Annotated in this window: 22 protein-coding genes and 2 pseudogenes; 8 read left to right on the top strand and 16 right to left on the bottom strand. The window is 56.8% G+C overall.

From position 1 onward, the window contains the following. The first annotated feature begins 123 nt into the window (after positions 1-123). Positions 124-423 carry a type II toxin-antitoxin system TacA family antitoxin gene (locus EFD55_RS31030; protein WP_125850696.1) on the top strand — a complete coding sequence of 100 codons (300 nt, stop codon included), beginning with the start codon at positions 124-126 and terminating at the stop codon, positions 421-423. Positions 424-426: 3 nt separating this feature from the next. After that, positions 427-939 (top strand): GNAT family N-acetyltransferase, encoded by a 513-nt coding sequence (locus tag EFD55_RS31025; RefSeq protein WP_125850694.1) that lies wholly within the window; start codon positions 427-429, stop codon positions 937-939. Between the two features lie 786 nt (positions 940-1,725). On the opposite strand, the gene EFD55_RS33400 is transcribed toward EFD55_RS31025, so the two are convergent. From EFD55_RS33400 to EFD55_RS31010, 3 genes are read right to left on the bottom strand one after another with little or no spacing between them, the layout of a single operon-like run. Continuing rightward, positions 1,726-2,163, bottom strand: a complete 438-nt coding sequence (locus tag EFD55_RS33400; RefSeq protein ID WP_165504881.1) for a hypothetical protein — start codon at positions 2,161-2,163, stop codon at positions 1,726-1,728. A gap of 34 nt (positions 2,164-2,197) precedes the next feature. Further along, positions 2,198-2,494, bottom strand: coding sequence for a type II toxin-antitoxin system RelE/ParE family toxin (locus tag EFD55_RS31015; protein WP_125850691.1), 297 nt, complete (start codon positions 2,492-2,494; stop codon positions 2,198-2,200). Continuing rightward, entirely contained in the window at positions 2,491-2,757 is a 267-nt protein-coding gene (locus EFD55_RS31010) for a type II toxin-antitoxin system ParD family antitoxin (RefSeq protein WP_125850689.1), read from the bottom strand. The genes EFD55_RS31015 and EFD55_RS31010 overlap by 4 nt, the downstream gene beginning before the upstream one ends. Before the next feature lie 287 nt (positions 2,758-3,044). Between EFD55_RS31010 and EFD55_RS33395 the strand changes: the two genes are divergently transcribed. Next, positions 3,045-3,218, top strand: a complete 174-nt coding sequence (locus tag EFD55_RS33395; protein WP_165504882.1) for a hypothetical protein — start codon at positions 3,045-3,047, stop codon at positions 3,216-3,218. 114 nt (positions 3,219-3,332) lie between these two features. Here EFD55_RS33395 and EFD55_RS31005 read toward each other — a convergent pair whose 3' ends face one another. Then, entirely contained in the window at positions 3,333-4,268 is a 936-nt protein-coding gene (locus EFD55_RS31005; protein ID WP_125850687.1) for an NmrA family NAD(P)-binding protein, read from the bottom strand. Between the two features lie 73 nt (positions 4,269-4,341). On the opposite strand from EFD55_RS31005, the gene EFD55_RS31000 reads away from it, so the two are divergent. Further along, complete coding sequence (locus EFD55_RS31000) at positions 4,342-5,169, top strand: AraC family transcriptional regulator (RefSeq protein ID WP_125850685.1); 828 nt, start codon at positions 4,342-4,344, stop codon at positions 5,167-5,169. Between the two features lie 218 nt (positions 5,170-5,387). On the opposite strand, the pseudogene EFD55_RS30990 reads toward EFD55_RS31000, so the two are convergent. Further along, positions 5,388-6,005 (bottom strand): annotated as a pseudogene (locus EFD55_RS30990) (AraC family transcriptional regulator); the annotation flags it as partial. 3 nt (positions 6,006-6,008) lie between these two features. Further along, positions 6,009-6,306, bottom strand: a pseudogene (locus EFD55_RS34005) (DDE-type integrase/transposase/recombinase); the annotation flags it as partial. Positions 6,307-6,516: 210 nt separating this feature from the next. Between EFD55_RS34005 and EFD55_RS30985 the strand changes: the two are divergent. After that, entirely contained in the window at positions 6,517-7,731 is a 1,215-nt protein-coding gene (locus EFD55_RS30985) for an AAA family ATPase (protein WP_125850684.1), read from the top strand. Between the two features lie 74 nt (positions 7,732-7,805). On the opposite strand, the gene EFD55_RS30980 is transcribed toward EFD55_RS30985, so the two are convergent. The 3 genes from EFD55_RS30980 to ilvB all read right to left on the bottom strand — a co-directional run bounded on the left by EFD55_RS30980 (position 7,806) and on the right by ilvB (position 10,919). After that, positions 7,806-8,183 carry a DNA-binding protein gene (locus EFD55_RS30980; protein WP_312860854.1) on the bottom strand — a complete coding sequence of 126 codons (378 nt, stop codon included), beginning with the start codon at positions 8,181-8,183 and terminating at the stop codon, positions 7,806-7,808. A 193-nt stretch (positions 8,184-8,376) separates the two neighbouring features. Further along, positions 8,377-8,715 (bottom strand): hypothetical protein, encoded by a 339-nt coding sequence (locus EFD55_RS30975; protein WP_245438352.1) that lies wholly within the window; start codon positions 8,713-8,715, stop codon positions 8,377-8,379. A gap of 506 nt (positions 8,716-9,221) precedes the next feature. Next, positions 9,222-10,919: a biosynthetic-type acetolactate synthase large subunit gene (gene ilvB / locus EFD55_RS30970; protein ID WP_125850680.1), complete on the bottom strand. Its 1,698-nt coding sequence runs from the start codon at positions 10,917-10,919 to the stop codon at positions 9,222-9,224. A gap of 291 nt (positions 10,920-11,210) precedes the next feature. On the opposite strand from ilvB, the gene EFD55_RS34000 reads away from it, so the two are divergent. After that, on the top strand, positions 11,211-11,429 hold the full coding sequence (locus EFD55_RS34000) for a DUF6500 family protein (RefSeq protein ID WP_125850678.1): 219 nt from the start codon (positions 11,211-11,213) through the stop codon (positions 11,427-11,429). A gap of 400 nt (positions 11,430-11,829) precedes the next feature. On the opposite strand, the gene EFD55_RS30960 is transcribed toward EFD55_RS34000, so the two are convergent. From EFD55_RS30960 to EFD55_RS30950, 3 genes are all read right to left on the bottom strand, one after another. Beyond that, positions 11,830-13,041: an MFS transporter gene (locus EFD55_RS30960; RefSeq protein WP_245438657.1), complete on the bottom strand. Its 1,212-nt coding sequence runs from the start codon at positions 13,039-13,041 to the stop codon at positions 11,830-11,832. A gap of 146 nt (positions 13,042-13,187) precedes the next feature. Next, positions 13,188-13,604, bottom strand: a complete 417-nt coding sequence (locus EFD55_RS30955; protein ID WP_125850676.1) for a GlcG/HbpS family heme-binding protein — start codon at positions 13,602-13,604, stop codon at positions 13,188-13,190. A 69-nt stretch (positions 13,605-13,673) separates the two neighbouring features. After that, positions 13,674-14,372 (bottom strand): type 1 glutamine amidotransferase domain-containing protein, encoded by a 699-nt coding sequence (locus tag EFD55_RS30950; protein ID WP_125850674.1) that lies wholly within the window; start codon positions 14,370-14,372, stop codon positions 13,674-13,676. Positions 14,373-14,538: 166 nt separating this feature from the next. Here EFD55_RS30950 and EFD55_RS30945 point away from each other — a divergent pair, with 166 nt between their 5' ends. Then, entirely contained in the window at positions 14,539-15,447 is a 909-nt protein-coding gene (locus EFD55_RS30945; protein WP_125850672.1) for a LysR family transcriptional regulator, read from the top strand. Between the two features lie 821 nt (positions 15,448-16,268). Next, the gene (locus tag EFD55_RS30940; protein WP_125850670.1) at positions 16,269-16,463 is read left to right on the top strand and encodes a hypothetical protein; all 195 of its coding nucleotides are present in this window, start codon (positions 16,269-16,271) and stop codon (positions 16,461-16,463) included. An 84-nt stretch (positions 16,464-16,547) separates the two neighbouring features. On the opposite strand, the gene EFD55_RS30935 is transcribed toward EFD55_RS30940, so the two are convergent. The 4 genes from EFD55_RS30935 to EFD55_RS33995 form a co-directional block, all read right to left on the bottom strand. Then, complete coding sequence (locus tag EFD55_RS30935; protein WP_125850668.1) at positions 16,548-16,820, bottom strand: hypothetical protein; 273 nt, start codon at positions 16,818-16,820, stop codon at positions 16,548-16,550. Positions 16,821-16,959: 139 nt separating this feature from the next. Next, positions 16,960-17,172, bottom strand: a complete 213-nt coding sequence (locus EFD55_RS30930; RefSeq protein WP_125850666.1) for a hypothetical protein — start codon at positions 17,170-17,172, stop codon at positions 16,960-16,962. Continuing rightward, complete coding sequence (locus EFD55_RS30925; RefSeq protein ID WP_167493250.1) at positions 17,157-18,482, bottom strand: HipA domain-containing protein; 1,326 nt, start codon at positions 18,480-18,482, stop codon at positions 17,157-17,159. The genes EFD55_RS30930 and EFD55_RS30925 overlap by 16 nt, the downstream gene beginning before the upstream one ends. Positions 18,483-18,508: 26 nt before the next feature. Continuing rightward, positions 18,509-19,117 (bottom strand): helix-turn-helix transcriptional regulator, encoded by a 609-nt coding sequence (locus EFD55_RS33995; RefSeq protein WP_245438655.1) that lies wholly within the window; start codon positions 19,115-19,117, stop codon positions 18,509-18,511. Positions 19,118-19,816 lie beyond the last annotated feature (699 nt).

Raw genomic sequence — 19,816 nt, 5'->3', positions numbered from 1 at the left:
GCAGTGGGGGAGAGGAGGACTACCCGTCTTTCTCCTGACGATGCAGCAGGGCATCGCATGATTGATCGCTTCACTTGCTATTTCCGGCCATTGGCCGTACATATGTCAGAAAGGAGAATGTCGATGGTCTCTACAGTAAATTCGCCTCGTGAACGGGTCCGCGGCGAGCGTCTTGAGACGCGCGTGACGGCTGACCAGAAAAGTCTGATCGAGCGCGCCGCGGCCCTCCAGGGACGGACGGTGACAGATTTTGTACTGTCCAGCGTCCAGGAAGCCGCCCGACGGGCAATCGAAGAACACCAGCGCATGGATCTCTCGGTCCGTGACAGTGAGGCCTTTGTAGAAGCATTGCTTAATCCGCAGCCTGTCAATGATCGTCTGCGTGACACGGTGCGTCGCTATCGCCAAATGACCGGCGTCTGACGGGTGGCGCACGACATAGGAGAAGCTCCGCGAGTCGAGATCCTCGGTACTCAGCACGACAGATCTGCGTTTGAAAGTGGAGTCGAGCCGCTTGACCGGTATTTGCGGGTTCAGGCCGGCCGGGATGCCCGCAAGAAAATGGCGGCACCTTTTGTGTTTGTGTTGTCGGACGGTGCCATCGCGGGCTATTACACCCTTTCGTCGACGGCAGTGAATCTCGGGGAGCTGCCGGAAGAGGCAGTGCGGAAACTGCCGCGCTATCCGCTCGTTCCAGCGACCCTTCTCGGGCGACTAGCGGTCGACAGACGTCACCAGGGCAAAGGCTATGGACGGTATCTGCTGGCGGATGCCCTCTTTCGTGCCGTCAGGAGCGAGATCGCGTCCTTTGCTGTTATCGTAGACGCCAAGGATCATAACGCACGCCGTTTCTACGAGCGTGAAAGCTTTCTGCCCTTTCCCGACCGGCTAATGAGGCTGTTCCGGCCGATGGCGGACGTGGAACGGCTCTTCCAATAAGAAAGAGGAACGAGCGGGAAGAGCACGGCGTGCTGAACTTGCACAGGTTTAGTCCGCTTATCACGCCCGTAGCCGTCCGAATTCTTCGACAGGCCTCAGGGTTAGAATTTGCAAGAGTCAGGTTCGGCGGGATTCCAATCGCCTACCAAATGCCTCTCTCCCTGTCTGTCGTACGCCCGGCGGGTGGACGTGGGCAAAAGCACGTGGAGCCAGTCCCCTCGCACGCGAAAGTCCGGCATAGTGGAGCATGAACGCATGGTATGTCGGCCTTGCTGCAAGAACGCTTGCCCTCGCAACGCAGATCATGCGCCGGGTCTGACGTGTCCATACAAGTGCGCTCTTCCGTGGAGTGCAGAGAGGGCGCTGGACAATGGAACCAGCTGGCTGAGCAATGGATACCAGTTATTTCGGGCGATCATAAGGTCCGACATTGCAGGCAGAACGGTTCCGCCGGGCGCAGTCGATCCCGCCTTCCTGCTGTAGCGGCGCTTCTCTAATCGGCGTGTCGAGGTCAAGCGCCTTTCGCGCATTTTCTGGGCGGAGCGAGTGAGATTGTCGTCCGCAGTCGGCCCTTTGCGGACTTCTTTCGTTGCCTTTGACCAGTTGCTATGGTCCCGCGAAAACGAGAGGCCGAACGCCATAAAACTTGCTCACATCAACTTGGTAGCTCACGATGCGGAAGCACTTGCAGCGTTCTACATGCATGTCATGAAATGCGAATTGCTTCGCGCTCCTTAAGTCTCGCGAGGTAATGGACTGCCGAATTCGGAGATTTACACCATCTGGCTAAAATTTCCCGCACTTGAACGCCCTTTTCTCGAAATATATCAGCATACGACCACCCACCATCGTGATCAGCCGAGGGTCAACGAACTGGGCCTCGGGCACCTTTGTTTCCAGATGGACAACATCAACGACGCGCTTTCGAAGATCATCCAAGCTGGTGGGGCGCAGATCGGCCAGATTGCGGATTTCGGGACGAACCTCCGGTGTAATCACGTTGGCTGGTGGACCGCTGGCGATGATCTCCCCTCGATCGAGGACCGCAAGCTGATCGCATTTCCGGATCGCCAGGTTGATGTCGTGGATCGTGATGACGCCGACGGGACTGGTTTGCTCGAGCATCCGCCGTACTGCCGAACCGGCGCAGATCGAGGGCACTCGCTCCCGAACGTCAAAAGCAGACCAATTGAACGGCGGGGCTTCAGGTTCGATTCGCATCAAGAGCGGAGACTACGTCCTCGCGGGGCATCTTGAATCATTCGCCGAACAGTTGGGCGCCATAGTCGGTGGCGCCATGCAGGATATGGATGATGACCAACTTACCGGGTTCAACGCGATAACAGATCAGGTAGTTTCCGTGAACGCGCCGACGGATACCATGGTTTTCGTAGCGCGGGACGAGGGCACAGCCATTCGGGTTAATGACCAGATCTTCACACTTTCTCCGCAGCTCCTGGATGAATGAAATAGCGCGACTTGCATTGTGCTCGGCAATGTAATCGGCGATCTGCTCAAGATCGCTTTCGGCCTCGCTGGAAAACTCAAGGATCATGCCGATTTTTCGGCCTTGTCAGCCATCGCACGGTATTTAGCGTCAAGACGGCTGAATACATCGCTTGCCGGCTTGGTCCGGCCGGCGTCCGCATCGGTAATGCCGCGCATTATGGAAGCATCGAGCGCGGCTAGTCGAGTCTCACGGTCCTGGACCAATCGCACACCTTCACGCAGCACTTCGCTTTTTGAGCCGTAGCGACCTGTATCCACGAGCTGCTGAATATAGCTTTCTAGCTGCTTTCCTAAATCGGCACTGATCATGCAGTCCTCCATCTAAGGTAACGAAAGGAGCCTAGTTGCTTTATCAACTATTATCAAGCGTGATCATCCGGGTTTCTACTGTTCACCTCTGGAGAGTTTTGGCGGAAATGCTATTTAGGGCCCAGTTTTGTGACCATGAACCACTTCACGTTCAAGGATCGGCCTTATTGCCTCGTTCTCCGAGACGAAGGCTTATCATCGGCCCCCGGTGACCCTACTACACAGGCGAAGTCCATTTCTTCGCGGGCGAACTGTCTGTTGCGAAGTTCGATGTCACCAAGGATCTCATGAAGGACTATTCCGAGTGGCAATTCTCCGACGTGAAGGGCTTCAGGGTCGGTGATTGGATGCAAGACGTCCTCGACATGGCCGCCCAGATCGAGACCCATCGTCAGCGCTCAATGAACCAGTTCGTCGACGATCGCGCCCGCAAGGCCGCCGACGAGATCGATTTGGGATGAAGGCGGATCCAGAACGATGTTGAGGTTCCTTGCCAACCGTTAAGCCACTGACAACGTGACATCGCCTTCCTGAGAGGCGTCGAGCTCTTTCAGGCCGCCGATCCAACTCAGCAATTATTCTTGTGAGTTCCACGTCAGGAAGGTCTCTGGTTTGACGCCATCCGTCCGCGCCTTCTCGATCAGCGGTCTGAGGGTGTCTTTGGCGAATTCTTCCATTGTCGTGCGCAGCGCCGGACGATCATCGCGAAACTTCACACGCCCATCGTTAAGAGCAGCCAAGGTGTTGTTATCATAGACCCACCGTTCGAGAGTTCCGAACCTCTCCCGGAATACCGTTTCGACCTCGCGATCGCTCGTATCGACGAAGCGATAGTCCACCTCTCTACCGAGTGCCCGGCCGATAATCGCGGCGATCTCAGGCATCGTGTAATCGATGCCCAGTTGCTTTACGGATCGGTGCCGGTCAGTGGGCGTGTCGAACTCCTTCGCCGCGAAATCCGCGATGTCTTGAATGGCAACCCAAGGAGCTTTGACGTTGGGGTCAAGCGACCAGCCGATCCTATCGTGCTGCGCGATCGAATCGACCCACCTGGACAGGTCCTCCATGAACCAGCCACCCTGCAGGTGCACCAAGTTGATGTCGCGTAGTCGGTTGAGGATCTGATCCAGGATATGGAAGCCCTGAAAATGGCCGGTGTTCCCGCTGACCTCGGATCCCATTCCGGTCAGGCTCACGGCAAATTTCACTGGGGAATTCCGAAGTGCGTCGAAAAACCGAAGCGCTACCGTAGGGTAGTGCCCATGAAGGTCCTCCGCCTCCCAAATGGTTTTGACCATTAGGAACGCAGCGTCAACGTCTTCGAGGAACGTGCCAAGCTCACCAGCACCTGTGTCGAAGCTACCAAGGAACGGTTCTGCTCCTTTCGCGACAAGTACATCGAGCGCGGGCCCTCCTCTCGAAAGAGCTTTGACTGAATGGCCTTTGGCCAAGAGGTTCTCGGTAAGTTTGGCACCGATCCTGCCGGTCGCGCCAACCACGGCAATACGCATGGCTAATCTCCTAGAGTTGTTTGACCAACATCCTAAAGGTTTGCATCACGAGCAAAATTGGAGATAATGCCATATGATCTCGAAATCGGGCCAATCGTCGAATAAGCGCCCTCCCTGCAGTACCGCTTGCGATCTGAGCCTCTCGCACGGGCCGGCGATGGCAATCAGGATGGACTTCGCCGACTATGAAGCCGAGGGACTGCTGCACCAGCACCGGCAGGGTCAACTGATCGTGGCGCTCCATGGCGCGGTTACTTGCAGAGCGGAAAGTGGGGTCTGGATCGTTCCTCCCGACTGCGGATTTTGGGTACCCGGTGGCGTTCCTCACAGCAATCAGGTCACGTCCAATGCTCGTCTAACGTACCTGTTTGTCGAGCCCGGCGCGGCCATGCTTCCGGCTGAATGCTGCACGCTTTCGGTGTCGCCGATGCTTCGGGAGATGATACTCCGGGTAGCGGAACTATCAGAAAGTGATGCGCGCGACGCTCATGTCGATCGCCTCGTGCGGGTTATGCTCGATGAGCTCGCGCTGATGCCACGTGAGGGGCTGGAGCTACCTATATCTGACCATCCAAAGATCGCCTTGATCGCTGCGGCTCTTTTGGCAGACCCGAGCGACCGCCGTACCCTCGGCCAATGGGCTGAGCATGTCGCCGTCAGTGAGCGATCGTTGAAGAGGCTTATGGTCCAACAGACAGGATTGAGCTTCGGCCGTTGGCGGCGCCAGCTACATCTAGTCATCGCGCTGCGGGAACTTGCCGGCGGTGCAACAGTCCAACAGGTGGCAGGCGACTTAGGGTACGAATCCACGACGGCCTTCATCGTCATGTTCAGGAAGGCGCTTGGGACCACGCCATCACGCTACTTTGCCGATCGGCTTTTGAGCGCCGAGCGCGCGTGAGACGTTGCCCATCTGAAGTATCGACGGCGACACTCCTGAGTCTACTTTCTGCCTGAAGCCGGAGTGAGGTGGGGATGCTGTTGAATCAGGATAATGTCGGCGTCCCCGTATTCGATACCACCCTGGTTCATTGCAAGGCTGCGCTTCAGGCTGCTCTGCAATGAGATGCCAGGCATTTTGATTATGCGACGCGCTCGCAAAGAAGCCTCGGGGAATGGTCAGATCTGTTCTCCGAGGTTTTGTTGAACCCATTTCGCCTCTTCCGACGCCGTGCGCCCGAAATGCCGTTTAAAATCGCGGCTGAACTGCGCCGGGCTGACATAGCCGACTGAAGCCGCCACCGTCGCGATCGTCCCGCTTTGGCGGGCGATCATAAGTCTCGCCTCATGGAGCCGCATCGCTTTTACGTATTGCATCAGGTTCTTGAAATGAACGTGGTAGGAAGGAACACTCATTCCCACGTCTCGAGCCAGATCCGCGACCGCAATTTCGGAGCCGTAGTTTGCCCGCAGCCACGCCACGCTCTCAACAAGTTTTCCGGACGTTCCTTTCCGCTGAAGGGCCGCAATCGCCGCGCCGCCTTGCGGGCCGACCATGACGCGGTAGTGCAATTCGCGCAGGATCGAGGTGCCGAGCACAGCGACATCAAGCGGGCTGCCGAGGGCCGTCAGTAATCGCAGCAAGACGTCTTCGATGCCGCTATCCATTTTGCTCGAAAAGAGACCTCTCGGCTCGGCCTTTTCAGGGCCGGCGTATTGTTCGACCTGCAAGGCAATCTCGGCCGCCATCTGCATATCGAACTGGAGATAGCCGGCCAGCAGTGGCCGCTGTGGACTGTCCAGGGCTGAGCTTTTACGATGCGGGGCGACGAAAAGATTTCTGACTGCGGAAAAGACCGAGATGAAACGTTGCAAGCCTTCGACAGATCGGAAACCCTGCATCACCCGCTCTCGGAGCGGCAGATGGGAATTTTCCGCGCGATTGCAGGCCTTTGTGCGATCGATGTTCGACAGCGGACATCACATCTCGCTTCGCCGCCGCGTAAGAGCGCAGTTTGTCGGTGACTATGCACTTTGACGGCAGGCCTTGCTTCTTCATCAGTCTGATCAACAACCGCTTGGCCGCCTTTGTATCGCGACCGAAACGCAATGTTCTCCGCGATGAGTTGCCATGATTTGCCGGCTGCTGTTGGTGCGTGGCGCGCGCGATACCGCACCATACATCGTCTTGTCTCCTAGTGCGAAGAGATGAGCGGTAGATGATTCGGAATGAGGAGGATCATTTGATTTTTTTGTCAAAGTGCTTTCCTTGCTTTGTCATAAATCGTGTCGAGTGGTGGATATCCACATGCTTCATCGTGTCGAGATCGAGAATTTCTACTCAATCCATGATCGCCAGGTCATCGATTTGACGGTTGCTGCAAACGCGCCCGATGAGCCCGGTCGCTTTGCTCCATTATGGAGGGGATCTAATGAGAAGGCGCCGAAAGTCATTGCGCTTTTTGGTCCGAACGCCTCGGGAAAATCGACGGTCTCAAAGGCCCTTTCTTTCATAAAATGGTTTGCGAAAGACAGCTTCTCCGCGCCTCGGGGCAGCCGTATGCCTTTCGATCGCTTCAACAGCGAAGAAATGCTTGTTGCTCCGACGCGGATCGCGATACAACTTGCAGGCATCGAGGATATTGAGAAGGTCGATGACCCGGATGCAGCGCAGTGCCGATATGCGTATGAATTTGTCATTGGCGGGCGCGATGGTCACCAGACGGTTGACCACGAAGCCCTTTACTATTGGCCGTCGACGGCGAGCCGCAAAGTACGGTTGTTTGAACGGAATGCCGCCGGCGAGGTAGCTGCGTCGAAGCCATTCGGGCTGTCAGGATATCGCCAGGCGCTGGAAAAGGTATTGCGGCCGGACGCGAGCGTAATTTCCACCCTTGCGCAGCTAGATCACCCCTATGCGAAGCTACTGTGGCAGACAGCCGGCTTGGTCGTGTCGAACATCCTAATTGAGAAGTTCGATGGCACCGATGACACTGCCGTAAGACATTACGCTGCTAACCCCGATCTGGTAGCTGTCTTCAATCGAGAGATACAACGAATTGACGTAGGAATACGTGAGATGCGGATCGAGCAGGGTCACAATGGCCCGATAGCTCTTTTTGAGCATGAGGGACTGGCGGTTCCCATGCCTATCATCTACGAGAGTCACGGAACTCGACAGTTCATCCGGTTGTATCCATTCATTCTCGGGGCGCTGCAAAGCGGCGGCATTGCCGTTCTCGACGAACTCGACGCAACCATACATCCGCTCCTTTTGCCTGAGATTCTTCGGTGGTTCTACGATTCTGAACGCAACCCCCACAACGCGCAGCTTTGGATGAGTTGCCACAATCCCTCGCTCTTAGAGGATTTTCTGAAAGAGGAAGTTCTATTCTGCGATAAGGACTACCAGGGCAGAACCACGGTCTACGGTCTTCGCGACATCCAATCCGTCAGGCGATCAGACAACTACTATCGCAAATATCTGGGAGGCAGCTTTGGAGCTGTCCCAAAAATAGGATGAGGCGGCGCGTCGTTATTCCAAAATGGACATTTGCAACAGAGCCGGTTTGACTCCGTTCAAGGCGAGGGCGTTCGTCACGCAGCCACCCGATATAGCAAAACCCTAGAAGTCGGCATCAATTGCAGCAGGTAGTCAAAATCGCTCACATTCGCGGTTAGAACCGCCAAGCCGAGCTTTTGTGCCTGGAGGAAAAGAACGCAATCGTGAAGCGCTCTCAAGCGTGCGTCATGCTGATAGCCCTGAATTCGGCATAAGATACCCGAGAGCATTGCGCCGCGGCCGAGAACATCGGCATTCGGTGTGAAGATGCGATGCTCAGGCATTGCGGCGATGGTTGTTTTGATCTGCCCAATAGCTGTCTTTGTTCCCAGATGCCCCGGATCCAGAACACCAATGGTGTGCATCAACTCCTGGATCGCGACGGTTGAGTGATTGATCTGGCGTATGTCCAAGAGGTCTGCCACTACGTCAGGGGATCTGCCCTGCATTCCATCGATATAAACGCAGGTATCCAAAAGAAGCTCGTTTCCAGCTTCTGCTGTGTCCGAAATGAAAGGGAGGTGCTCGTCTGCTCGTCGGGCGAGCGTCCTTCCTGGATCGAGGCGCGCCCATCGAAGCGCGGAGTCGACATCGAAAGCTGGCAAGTCAGAACCCGAGCTTTAATGCGGGATCGACGGTGCCGCGCGTCTTTCGAAAGGTTTCGGCGAATTTATCCTCGAGAGCAACACTGGCGAGGGCAAATTCGATCAGGTCCGTGTCCGTCTCGATCCCGGTGTGCTTCTTAGCCTGCTCAACTAAAGCTGAGCTAATGCGGCCGCCAATGCGTTTGCTCTTTTCACCCAGTAGCCCGGAGTGCTCAGCAGCTTCCATAACGGCACTAATGCGTGCTTTGACGGTCACGTCCCCCGTACGAGCCTTTCGCGCTGCTGTCGCGGCGACACGCGGTGCTGCCGGAATGATTTTTTCTGTTGGAGTTTTCTTCATGATCCGACGACTGCCGTTGTCTAACAGAATGCAGTTTTGTCTAACATACCGCTAGATGGTACAATTTCCAAGCTGTCGAAGCTGCCAACCTGCCGTATCACCAGAGAAGTGCCGCTCTCCATTTTCAGTCGCGCGTTCAACCAGCCGCAAACCTGAGCTCTTTATCAGGAGGTGCGCTGCGTCGATGTTCGCTCCATGGACGGGTCTCCCTTATCTGACTTCCGGCAGCCACACTTTGCACATTGCGATGCCGGGAGCGGAGGCGTCCACCAGATCAGGGCAACATCGATCCGAAGGAATGGCTGGGCGATGTTCTCGCCCGTATCGCCGACACGCAGATGTGGGTAATTGCAAACTTCACCGGAATCTGGCTCCAGTCGAGAGACGGTCTTGACCGCGATCACCACGCAAGTGCGCGACCTCGGCAACTGCAATTCGATCGTCACGTGGCCCTTCTCGGGACAAATTGAGCATATGAAAAAAGGCAACTGCGGGCGTTACCGCGCCTAGGCGTCGGCAAGGCCTGCGACTCGGCAGTCAAAGAGCACCGGTCGGTCCGCGTCGATCATCTCCTCTATCCTGGCATCGAGTTCGCTGGGGTTCTCGCAACGAAGGCCGATGGCGCCATAGGCTTCCGCGAGCTTGGAAAAATCAGGCAGCGAAGCCGCATAAGCGCGGGATCGATGATTGCCATCTGCAACCTGACCCCATTCTCGCGCCATGCCCGGATGCTCATTGCGCAAGATGAAAATCTTGATCGGGGCTTGATGCTGTATCGCCGTCGACAGCTCTTTCATCGTCGTTAGCACCGACGCGTCGCCGGCAATATCGATGACAAGACGGCCGGGATTTGCGATTTGCGCCCCGAGCGCGGCAGGAAGGCCGAAACCCATAGTCCCCAGCCCGCCCGAGGTAATCCAGCGATTGGGTTTGTCGAAACCGAAGAACTGCGCCACCCACATCTGCTGACCGATCTCCGTCGCGATGATGGGGTCGTGCGGCTTTGTCAGCGCATGCAGGCGCTTCAGGGCATGTTGCGGCGTAATTGCATGGTCCAGCCGCTCGTAGGAAAAGGAATGGTGGGCTCGCCAATGATCGATCTTTGTCCACCACGCCCGCAACCGCTTCTGGTCGGGCATATTGGGGAGCGACCGCCAGGCATGGATCATATCAGCCAGCACATGCGCGGCGTCGCCCTGAATGCCGATGTCGACGAGAACGCGTTTGTTGATCGATGACGCATCGATATCGATCTGGATTTTCTTCGAGCGAAGTGAAAACTCCTGGGCACGCGAGGTCGCAAGGTCGTCAAAGCGCGCGCCGATGGCGATCATCAGGTCGCAATCGCCAATGGCCATATTGGCTTCATGCGATCCGTCCTGTCCGGCGACTCGAAGCCAGTTCGGTCCGGTGGCGGGGTACGCTCCAAGCCCCATGATGGTGGACGTTACGGGAAAGCCCGTGAGGTCCACGAACTCGCGCAACAATCTCGACGCCTCCAGTCCGGCGTTGATAACGCCGCCGCCGGTATAGATGATCGGGCGCCGGGCTTCGGCCATCAATGCGACAGCCGCCTGGATCGCGTTCTGATCGCCTTGCATTGCAGGCTGGCAGCTCGGCAGCAGAGCCACCTTGTCACGTGAGACGTAGGTCCCGCTGGCGAAGAGCACGTCCTTCGGCATGTCGACGAGAACAGGACCGGGTCGACCGGCCGCCGCGATCCGGAAAGCCAGATGTATCGTTTTGGCCAGATCGTCGATGTGTTGGACCAGGAAATTGTGCTTTGTGCAGGGGCGGGTGATGCCGACCGTATCGCATTCCTGAAAAGCGTCCGTGCCGATCAGATTTGTCGGCACTTGACCGGAGAGGCAGACGAGCGGAACGGAGTCCATAAGGGCATCCTGCAGCGCCGTGACCGCATTTGTAACGCCCGGTCCCGATGTCACCAGCATGACGCCGACCTTTCCCGTCGAGCGGGCATAGCCTTCGGCTGCGTGTCCGGCGCCTTGCTCGTGGCGCACCAGGAAATGTTTGATGTCCTCCTGTTGGAAGATTTCGTCATAGATCGGCAGCACCGCTGCACCGGGGTAACCGAAAATGTGTTCGACACCGTTGTCGCGCAACGCTTGCAGAACGATCTCGCCTCCGTTCATCAGCGCATCGGAGGCGCTGCCAGAAAAGGAATTAGCTTTACCGCTGGTCATATTAGGTTCCGTCATGGTGAAAGATGAGGTGTGCGACGGGCATAAAAAAAGGCCCGTCAGGGACCTTGTTTTCGGCGCACGGGCGACAGCTGCCGGACGGTTACACCGTCCTGCCCATGCGCGACATCACCACTACGAGAACCGTTGCGATTACCATGAGTGGCAGAGTTACATGCAAATCTACACGTCGTCAACGTTGCTTCTACGCAATACCACCATTGATGGAAAATAGTGAAATGAGGTAACATCCTGCGGGACATTTGAACCTCCATGTGAAGCTAGGGCCACATCATGAGACTAACCCTAAGGGCGAAAGCCATTTCAGTCTGCGACGAAAAAATCTCAAAAAGGGGTGAAGGCGTTGGCCTGTCATTCTATGCATTCTTTGCAAACAAGAACGACGACCCCGACCTCCTTATGGAAGCCGCTGAGTGGTGGATTAAAACCCATGCTCTCGATCATTTCGAGAAGGCGACTAAAATTCGTGAGATGATTAGATCTGGGCAGTAGGTGATGACCGCTTTCAGAATCGTGTCTGCCTGCGTTAAACACCTGCAATGGGGTCAATTGCGGTCCAGCCCCTCCCTGCTGCCAGTGTGCTCAAGCAGGGGTCTGCGATGATGGTGGGCAACGGCCTGGCAGCCTTTGGGTGGCTGCTCAGGGGGAAGCTGTCCTTCATCTGCGCTAAGTGATGCGACAGTTGTCGGTCATACAGGGCGTCGTCCCTTTGCTTGTCACCGGCTTTGGGTCGATCTTTCGTATTGCTCAGAGGCCGAAAAGGGGGTGGGCAGCCGCTCGGCTCAGGTCGCGCTATAGTAGACGGCGAAGATACGAATGAAGTCACTGTTTTGACGTGTGTTTGGAGGCGACCAAAAAAAGCGGTGGACACGGTGATTGCTGCTTTCCCCAGCTAGATACGGCCGGGGTGAAGCAGCGGGGCTAGTGACAGCTTGAGAACTGCAGCGATAACCAGCATCCAGACTGGAACAGTGAACCCCCCGGTGCTGTCGCGCGCCACACCAAGCAGAAATGGACCCAAAGCTCCTGCGAAGTAGCCGATGCCCAGAACAAAGGCTGTCCAGGAGTTCGCTTCGTTCGCATCCCGAGCGTGGTCGAGCGGCAGCACCATGCCAAAGGTAAAGGAGCCTCCGACGCCAACGGCAATCAGGGGAATGAAAAGATACGGCATCATCGACGGCATAAGAACAATCGCTAAGATGCCGAACAGAGACGTAGACGCGAACAGGGCAATCAGACGCCGCCGATCGTTGTTCCGACTGATGAAACCGGCAAGCGGATTTGCCATCGTGAATGCAGCAGTGAAACTGGCGAGGAGTAACGCCGCATCCGCGCCGCTCATGCCGCGCTCGATATACATGGGCGCAGTCCAGGCGACCAGACCAAAGAATAGGAAGTTGTTAAGCGCGAAATAAGACGCGGCCAGCCACGCCATTCGGTTGGTGAACGGGAGCGAACTACCCTTCTGGGGCGCAAACGTGCCCGACTTAACCGTCCCGGCTCGCCGCTCCGCTCGCGCAATGACCATCCAGGCGCCGATCGCGATAAAACCAGGCAGGGTGAAGATGCCCGCACCAATTCTCCATCCGCCGCTTGCTTCAGCCAGATGTCCAGCCAGCGCAGCAGATATTGTGCTCCCCAGCCCGATCGCGGAAGCATAGATCCCTGTGAACAGTGCCACGTGACGCGGATAGTTCTTCTTGATGAAGCCGGCGACCAAGGCCCCAGCAACGGCAATTCCCGCGCCCACACCCGCTGTGGCGGCGAAAAGTGACGTAACATTGTCCGCGAACGCACGCGCGAGCGTGGCGATGGCGAGGGTGGCGAGCGCAACCAGCATCACCTTGTCGCGCCCGAAGCGACGGGCAAGCCATGGTGTCGGGAAAGCGAACAGCCCCATCAACAGTGCAGGGATTGCGGTCAGCAACGATGCCTGTGCGTTCGAAATCGCAAACTCGTCCCGGATAGAAGGAAGAAGCGGACCGATCGACACAATGGCCGGTCGCAGGTCGATAGCAACCAGCACCATACAGGTGATGGCGACCGACATGGTCAATTCAGAGAACTTGGGGTCGTCTTCCTTATCGCAATCAGCTCCATTCATTTGCTTTCTCCCGAGATTGATGACCTGCTTGCAAGATGCGCGAAGCCGTTGACTGGTTGGTCCAGTCTTCGAAGCGCGACGAGTGGTTGATTTGATGACTGAGCGAGGGCGCTGGGCTCTTTTCGGAGACAGGCGCTCGCCGGAAATTACGAGGAGGCTGCCGAGCCGGCCTCGGCGATGGCGATGTCTTCCGCGACGGTCCCGCCGCTCACGCCAATTGCGCCGATCGTCCGCCCTTCAAATCGGATGGGAATGCCGCCTCCAAAGACCACGACCCTTCCACCATGCGAATGCTGGATCCCGTAGAGTTCGGCGCCAGGCTGCGCCAGTGCATTCAGCGCGTCCGTCGGGTTGTTGAAAAGGTGAGCGGTAAAGGCTTTGTCGATGGCAAGCGCCGCTGAGCCTGCCATCGCCCCGTCCTGGCGAATAAAGGACAGCAGGTGCCCAGACGAGTCGACGACGGCGATTGAGCAGGCAAGATCCAGCGCGCGGGCGGCGGCGATCGACCTTTCGATCATCTGTTGGGCGTCCGACAGCAATATCGTTGCAACGGTAGTGGACATGGCAAACTCCAGTTTCTGAAGGTGATCCGCCGACACAAGCCGTCGGCAGATCACGGTGTTCCAGTTTGTTCAGGCGGTCTTGACCTTCCTCTGGCTCAAAGCGCCTAGCAGCGCCTCCGCTGCCTCGCTCGATGACGCCGGGTTCTGACCGGTGATAAGCTGGCCATCGACGACTGTGTGCACGCCCCAGTCCTTGACCTTGGAAAAGACCGCACCGAGGCCGATTAGTTCGTCCTCGACCAGGAACGGCACGACCTTCGTGAGACCGACAGCCTCTTCCTCGCTGTTGGTGAAGCCGGTGACGTAGCGTCCTTGAACGAACGGGGTGCCGTCGGCATTGGTCACGTGACGCAGGACGCCCGATGCATGACAGACGAGGGCAATCGGCTTGCCGGCCTTGACGAAGGATTCGATCAGCTTGAACGAGTTCGGATCTTCGGCCAGATCCCACAGCGGTCCGTGGCCGCCGGGGTAAAAGACCGTATCGAAGTCCTTCTGGTCGACGCTGTCCAGGCGCACAGTTTCTGCAAGCTGCGCCTTGGCAACCTCGTCGGCATTGAAGCGCCGCGTAAGGTCGGTCTGGAACATCGGCTCGTCGCTCTTCGGGTCGAGCGGCGGCTGGCCGCCCTTTGGCGAGGCGAGGGTGATCTCGGCGCCGGCGTCCTTGAAGACATAGTACGGCGTTGCCAGCTCCTCGAGCCAGAAGCCGGTTTTCTTGCCGGTGTTACCGAGAGTATCGTGGGAGGTAAGCACCATGAGGACTTTCATTGTCGGATCCTTTCGTCAGATGATGCCGCGCCATGAGGCGTCGTGCCGGTTGATTTGGAGTTCGACCAGCTGCAGCGGCTTGTCGATGAGCTCATAGTGACACCTGCCAACATATTTCAGAAATTTACTTCTTTGATTTTAGATATTCATATGGAATTATATCTCGATGAGATACGATCTGAACCTGCTCCCGGTTTTCCTGGCCCTGATGGAAGAGCGGAGCGTGACACGGGCTGCAGCGCGACTGAGCATCACCCAGCCGGCGCTGTCCAATTCGTTGAACCGCCTGCGCGATACCCTGCGGGATCCGCTGTTCATCCGGGAAAGGTACGGCATAAGGCCGACGCAACTGGCCGAGGAGATCGCTCCGACGATCGAAGCAGCGCTGGCTCAACTGGACGATCTCATTTTCAACCAGCAGGAGTTCCAGCCGCAAAGCGCCGAACGTCTGTTCACGCTCGCGCCCAATAGTTATGTCGAGCTCGTGCTGATGCCTGCCCTTGTGGCGCGGCTTCGGGAGCATGCGCCAGGAATTAAGCTCCGTATGACACCATTTGGGAATGACCTTGCCGAAACCGGGGTGATCTCTGGTACCACCGCAATGGTGCTTGGCCGGATCGTCGATCCGCCCGACAATCTTGTCGTCCAGCATCTGATGGACGACGGACTTGCCTGCGTGGTGCGCAAGGACCATCCTGACGTTCGAGACCGTATTTCACGAGAACAATATGAAGGCCTCAAGCACGTGAACGTGCTTCCGCCGGGCCGGCTGCGTGCCGGCCTCTTCCAGGCATTGGGGCAACAAAACCTCAAGCGAGAGGTTGCCGTTTCTGTCACGCACTTCCTGGCCGTGCCAGAGATGCTTGCCGTCACGGATTACTGCGCAACGCTGCCGAGCCTGATCTGCCGCCGCCTTGAGCGGGATCCGCGGCTGAAGATACTAGCGACTCCCGTTGATCTCGGCACTTTCCCGGTCCAGATGGCTTGGCACGTTCGCTACCGCCACGACCCAGCCCACAGATGGTTGCGGTCGATGATCGGCGAATTGGCAAAAGAAATGACTTCTGAGACCTAAGATGGCCTAATTGTATTCGCGCTGATGTCCGCAAAGGCCAAACCGTGCCATTCATCGTGCCGTATGCCGATCGCCGGCTTCTGACTTGCCCGAGCTATCAGCAAGCAGCTTCAATGGCCCAACCCCAGACCTTGGCGCCGAACGCTTTAATGTCTGCTTTTCGCGTTGCGTGTCCTGGCAGTGAACTGTCTGCGGTCGGCCCCCACTGACGAGAGCCCGGGGGCGTAGATTTCGATTTTAAAGCAATTAGACGTCCCGACGCTTGCGAAACCCTCGAGTCTATCGGTCCCTTAACATCCCAGGTCCGTGGTCCTTTCGATGAGAAGGACGCAAAGACTATCTATGTTTAAAAGTAGAAGTGACCATTTGATTGCCCCAAGTCCGAAGGAGGCTGAAAGATACAACGTAATGGATGCCGCCTAGTCTACAATATCGCCCAGTAAAGCCGTTGACGGGCCTTCGATGATGGGGTCGGACGAACGTACATCATTTTTTACTTCGCACCTGCGGTAATTGTCATACGATTCAAAACGCTAAATAATAACAAAAATCAGTTGCTTACTCGAGGTTTCTCGACTACGTTTTTTACAGAAGAGTTCCGAAATAACCGGCCTTCGCCGGCGGTACTCAGCGGTCGTTTGACCTCGCTTGAGGAGGATGATGACGTTGTTTGTCCGACTTCGTTTCTTCGCAATGGTGCAGCGCGTGCGTGATCTCGTCTCGATCCGATACCGACCTACGACGGCAATCTGACGCGTCGTAAACCCTTTGTTCCACTTTTCTAAGATGGTGCTCCCGTGTGGCGCGCCCCGAGGTTTGTTATGCAAAAGCAAGCTGTCGTATTCAACGGTCAGGAAGTCGGGATCGCGGTCCCTGTCGAAAACCGCCTCAAATTCATCGCTGTCCGCTTCAATGTCATCGACTTGGACAACAGGCTCTTCGACACGGTCACCGAAATCCGGCGCGCCATTACAGAGCATCTCTCGTCCAGCGGTCGTGCGATCACCTCGCACTGAATGGCAGGAGATATTCTTCTGATGTCCGATTGAGGTTCCTTGGGCCCAGCAAGCTGATCGGCCAGGGCTCAGGGCTCTTGCGTCCTACTCACGAACTTCAAGCTTATCGCCATATTTCAAGGCAAGCCGACGGCAATCCTCGCAATTCAACGTAATGCCCTCCGCAACGACACTCGCGGCGGCGGTCGTGCAAACCGAAGCGTCCAATCTCGCGACATGCAGAATTGCATTACCCAGTAGCATATCGCAGGGCGCAGTCTCGACTTCGGCCCCGCCCACGCTATGCGCAACGACGCCGCGCACGGTCGCCAGCATTCCGCGCTTTCTTAATATGGTTATGTCGGCATCCCTTGCCATGACGATCTCTTCTGCCGCCCGAGGCGCAGGATGTCCCGCCCGATACACCGCATCTGCAACTAAACGGCCGCGAGACACCGAAGTTCCCATCGCCTATCCAGCGGACATTCCAGGAAGAAGCGACGCAGATTTTCGTTCTTCACATCCTGTTCCACGCATCAGCGGACGAAATATCGGGGGGCTGCGTGGCGTGGTCGCGTATATATGCTTCGACGTAGTCGAACACCTCGACTGCGCCGGCATCCGTCTCGATCGGGCGACGGCCGCCGAGATGCGTGCTCTCCCTGCGCGCCCATTTCAGGACTTCGCCTTCGGTGCGCAGGTTGCAGGGCACCCTCAACTCAACAACCACCCACCGGCTCGTCCAATATATGCGTCACGGTCTCTTGCAGGGCCGGGGACTTCGATATCCAGTGCACCGAGAAGCGTGCGCATATTGGAGGCGATGAGGTCGGCAAGCGGCTTTTGTCCGCCCTTCCCAAGCCGGTCTAAATGTCCGGCAAGCTTGGTGGCAATCTCTGTGGCGTATCTTTTCGAAAGGCGCTGGCGCGCCGCGGCGCTCGAAATGCCAACAGTCTGGAGGAAGAGATCAAAGTCTTCTCCACTTATCTCGTCCAGCGTCGTGGCATCACCAATTCGGTAAGCAAGTTCATCTGTGAGTGTATCGTCAAGCCGTGTAGGGAGAATGTCGTAACGGGGTGAAGTACGGATCCTCCCACCTGGCTCATGGAAAAGCGCGAAGTTCTTTGCGTGACCATCCACGTTTCCCACGAGAAGGTCAAAAAGCGTCGCTTGAATAAAGAGTTCTCGTTCTCCCGCAGGATCGTCTGTCGCATCGAGAATTCGCCGGACCGCGTCGACATCGAAACGCCGGCCGGGAGCCCCTCGTCGTTCGTATTTGAGCGCCGAGGGAAGACCAAGGGCTTGCGCAAAGTCCTCCTGGTGAATTCGTACAACGCGGCCGTCTCTGTCGAGCGCGCGGTCAAACCGCGTTACCAAAAGCACCTCGATGCCAGCGAGTGGAAGCAAGGAGACATCGGCTGTAGAAAATCCGACCGCGTGGGACAGTCGCATTGCTTCATATTCAAGAGAGCCGTCATGAATATGCTCTTGGTCGGGAACTTTCAGGATATGCGTCGTCGGCGCACCAGAACCGGGCAACGGCCCCGCGAGGGATCCGTCCGGCAGGAGAGTGAGAGCGGTTTTGCTTTGCATGCCAGCAAGGGGGGAGGGGTCGTCCGTGCCGGCGGGCAATCGCCGCCGCTTGTGAAGCGAGTCGACGATCGCGATCAGCCGGTCGTCCTCGAGGCGCTGATAGTCTTTCTGATAATCACCAGGAACCTTGGTCGGAGGTGAGCCAGCGGGCAGAACCGAAAGCGCTCCTGCACAATCCTTGCCCAGATGAAACAACAAGCCTGCGATATCATCACGAGCTATACCTTCGCGAGCCATGATGTCGGAAAGCGCTCCATCACGCTCTTGAAGCAAATTGTCAAAGAAGGGCCGGGCAACCGCTTCCTCAAACGGCTCTGCCGTTAAGGGCAGGGAAAGAGAAAGGGAGATCGCCCCCGGCTGTGACACATAAGCTCTGTCGTAGGCGAAGGCCAAGCCGCCGCGTTGATCGCGGACGAGCACGCCCACCGGGTTTTCCGAACTGTCCAAGCGGACATCGAGAGCGAGTATTTCCATTATGACCGGTCGCGCACAAGGAGGGATATCCCGGCCGCCTGAGCGACTTGAAGAACTTTTGCGAATTCCAAAGTCGGCTTGCCGTTTTCAAGTTCAGAGAGGAAGCGGCGTCCAACGCCTGCCAGATCTGCAAATTCCTGCTGCGATAGTTTTCGACTTTCCCGTAGGCGACGGACCATGTTTCCGAGATCTTTGGTGCTATCGAGTTGGACTTCCGCTTGTGCAAAGGTCTCTGGACTTGCTTTTTGTATGGCAACCGGGGCATTTTCCGCTGCCTCGGCGGAGAAATCCGCCAATTGCTTGGGCAAGGATGCCATTATCGTTGCGGAAACGTTCGGTAGGTTCAGTTTAATCTTCGGCAACGTTTCGGTTAATTTGGCAGCCAGATCGGAATGGTGCGATAATCGCCTTGCAATGTCTGAGGCAGACTCGATCGACTTGATTAGGTCGTTGTTCGACCCAAAACTCTCATTGAGAGCGTTCAAGGCTTTTGCCGGGGCGTCGATCGAGGCAAACGTGCGGGCCAGCTCGATTGCCGGACTGGCTTGGTTGACCAGTTTCTGGATGTCTCTTGGCGAATCGAGCGTTTTCTTGGGCAATTTCACCACCTTTTGCTCCCGATCGGGAACATATCAACTTCAGTAGGTCATTGCAAGCCAGCTTGCACCCTTACGGGATCAGAGTGCGGGGGATGTTACCGTACGGGCTCAGCGGGCTGCGTATGCCTTATTTAAAGTCATTTCGTTACCGCTCGGGAGCAGAGCCTTTGGTCTCAACGACGTCCGTGCCCCACGCTGGCAGGGGAGCATGGCTTCGTGTGCTGAAATGCGGGCCAACACCTGGTCGCCGTGCTGAAAGATGGCGCTGAGTGTTCCCCAGTGTGAGTTTCGGTGTGCGCTTTGTCTCAAAAAGTTAGGGCGGGCGCGATTTGGCGAAAATGACCTGTCGGAGGCCGGACAGCGAATGTTACGGGCCAATCTCGAGGAAACATGGTTGGGAGACGGCCAATATGAGCGTGCGGCCACATGGTTGAAGATCGTCTATTGGGACCGCCACCAGACCTGACGCCAATGGAGACCACCCTTAAAGCCTACGACAACATGCCAAACGTCCAATCCCAAATGCTCACCTCACAGCTTGGGCTACCCAGGCGTCATGGCCGGATTCTCGTCAGATTGAGGATCATGTCCCAGGACGTGGTGTAGCTTAGACGACCACGGCTCATCCCAGAGGGCCGGATGAGTGTCAGCTTGCTGCTGGCAGGCTGATGAGGGGATCATCGCTCATTGTGGCGATTGTCTCAAGTG

Origin of the sequence: Rhizobium pisi, from assembly GCF_003938655.1 — a bacterium.
GTDB lineage: Bacteria > Pseudomonadota > Alphaproteobacteria > Rhizobiales > Rhizobiaceae > Rhizobium > Rhizobium pisi.
This window is presented reverse-complemented; position numbering and strand designations above follow the sequence as displayed.

What these genes read in the sequence shown, in the direction of transcription:
- EFD55_RS31030 (WP_125850696.1), top strand. Translation starts at nt 124, where the DNA reads ATGGTCTCTACAGTAAATTCGCCTCGTGAACGGGTCCGCGGCGAGCGT.
- EFD55_RS31015 (WP_125850691.1), bottom strand. Translation starts at nt 2,494, where the DNA reads ATGATCCTTGAGTTTTCCAGCGAGGCCGAAAGCGATCTTGAGCAGATC.
- EFD55_RS31010 (WP_125850689.1), bottom strand. Translation starts at nt 2,757, where the DNA reads ATGATCAGTGCCGATTTAGGAAAGCAGCTAGAAAGCTATATTCAGCAG.
- EFD55_RS33395 (WP_165504882.1), top strand. Translation starts at nt 3,045, where the DNA reads ATGAAGGACTATTCCGAGTGGCAATTCTCCGACGTGAAGGGCTTCAGG.
- EFD55_RS31005 (WP_125850687.1), bottom strand. Translation starts at nt 4,268, where the DNA reads ATGCGTATTGCCGTGGTTGGCGCGACCGGCAGGATCGGTGCCAAACTT.
- EFD55_RS31000 (WP_125850685.1), top strand. Translation starts at nt 4,342, where the DNA reads ATGATCTCGAAATCGGGCCAATCGTCGAATAAGCGCCCTCCCTGCAGT.
- EFD55_RS30985 (WP_125850684.1), top strand. Translation starts at nt 6,517, where the DNA reads ATGCTTCATCGTGTCGAGATCGAGAATTTCTACTCAATCCATGATCGC.
- EFD55_RS30975 (WP_245438352.1), bottom strand. Translation starts at nt 8,715, where the DNA reads ATGAAGAAAACTCCAACAGAAAAAATCATTCCGGCAGCACCGCGTGTC.
- ilvB (WP_125850680.1), bottom strand. Translation starts at nt 10,919, where the DNA reads ATGACCAGCGGTAAAGCTAATTCCTTTTCTGGCAGCGCCTCCGATGCG.
- EFD55_RS34000 (WP_125850678.1), top strand. Translation starts at nt 11,211, where the DNA reads ATGAGACTAACCCTAAGGGCGAAAGCCATTTCAGTCTGCGACGAAAAA.
- EFD55_RS30960 (WP_245438657.1), bottom strand. Translation starts at nt 13,041, where the DNA reads ATGAATGGAGCTGATTGCGATAAGGAAGACGACCCCAAGTTCTCTGAA.
- EFD55_RS30955 (WP_125850676.1), bottom strand. Translation starts at nt 13,604, where the DNA reads ATGTCCACTACCGTTGCAACGATATTGCTGTCGGACGCCCAACAGATG.
- EFD55_RS30950 (WP_125850674.1), bottom strand. Translation starts at nt 14,372, where the DNA reads ATGAAAGTCCTCATGGTGCTTACCTCCCACGATACTCTCGGTAACACC.
- EFD55_RS30945 (WP_125850672.1), top strand. Translation starts at nt 14,539, where the DNA reads ATGAGATACGATCTGAACCTGCTCCCGGTTTTCCTGGCCCTGATGGAA.
- EFD55_RS30940 (WP_125850670.1), top strand. Translation starts at nt 16,269, where the DNA reads ATGCAAAAGCAAGCTGTCGTATTCAACGGTCAGGAAGTCGGGATCGCG.
- EFD55_RS30935 (WP_125850668.1), bottom strand. Translation starts at nt 16,820, where the DNA reads ATGGCAAGGGATGCCGACATAACCATATTAAGAAAGCGCGGAATGCTG.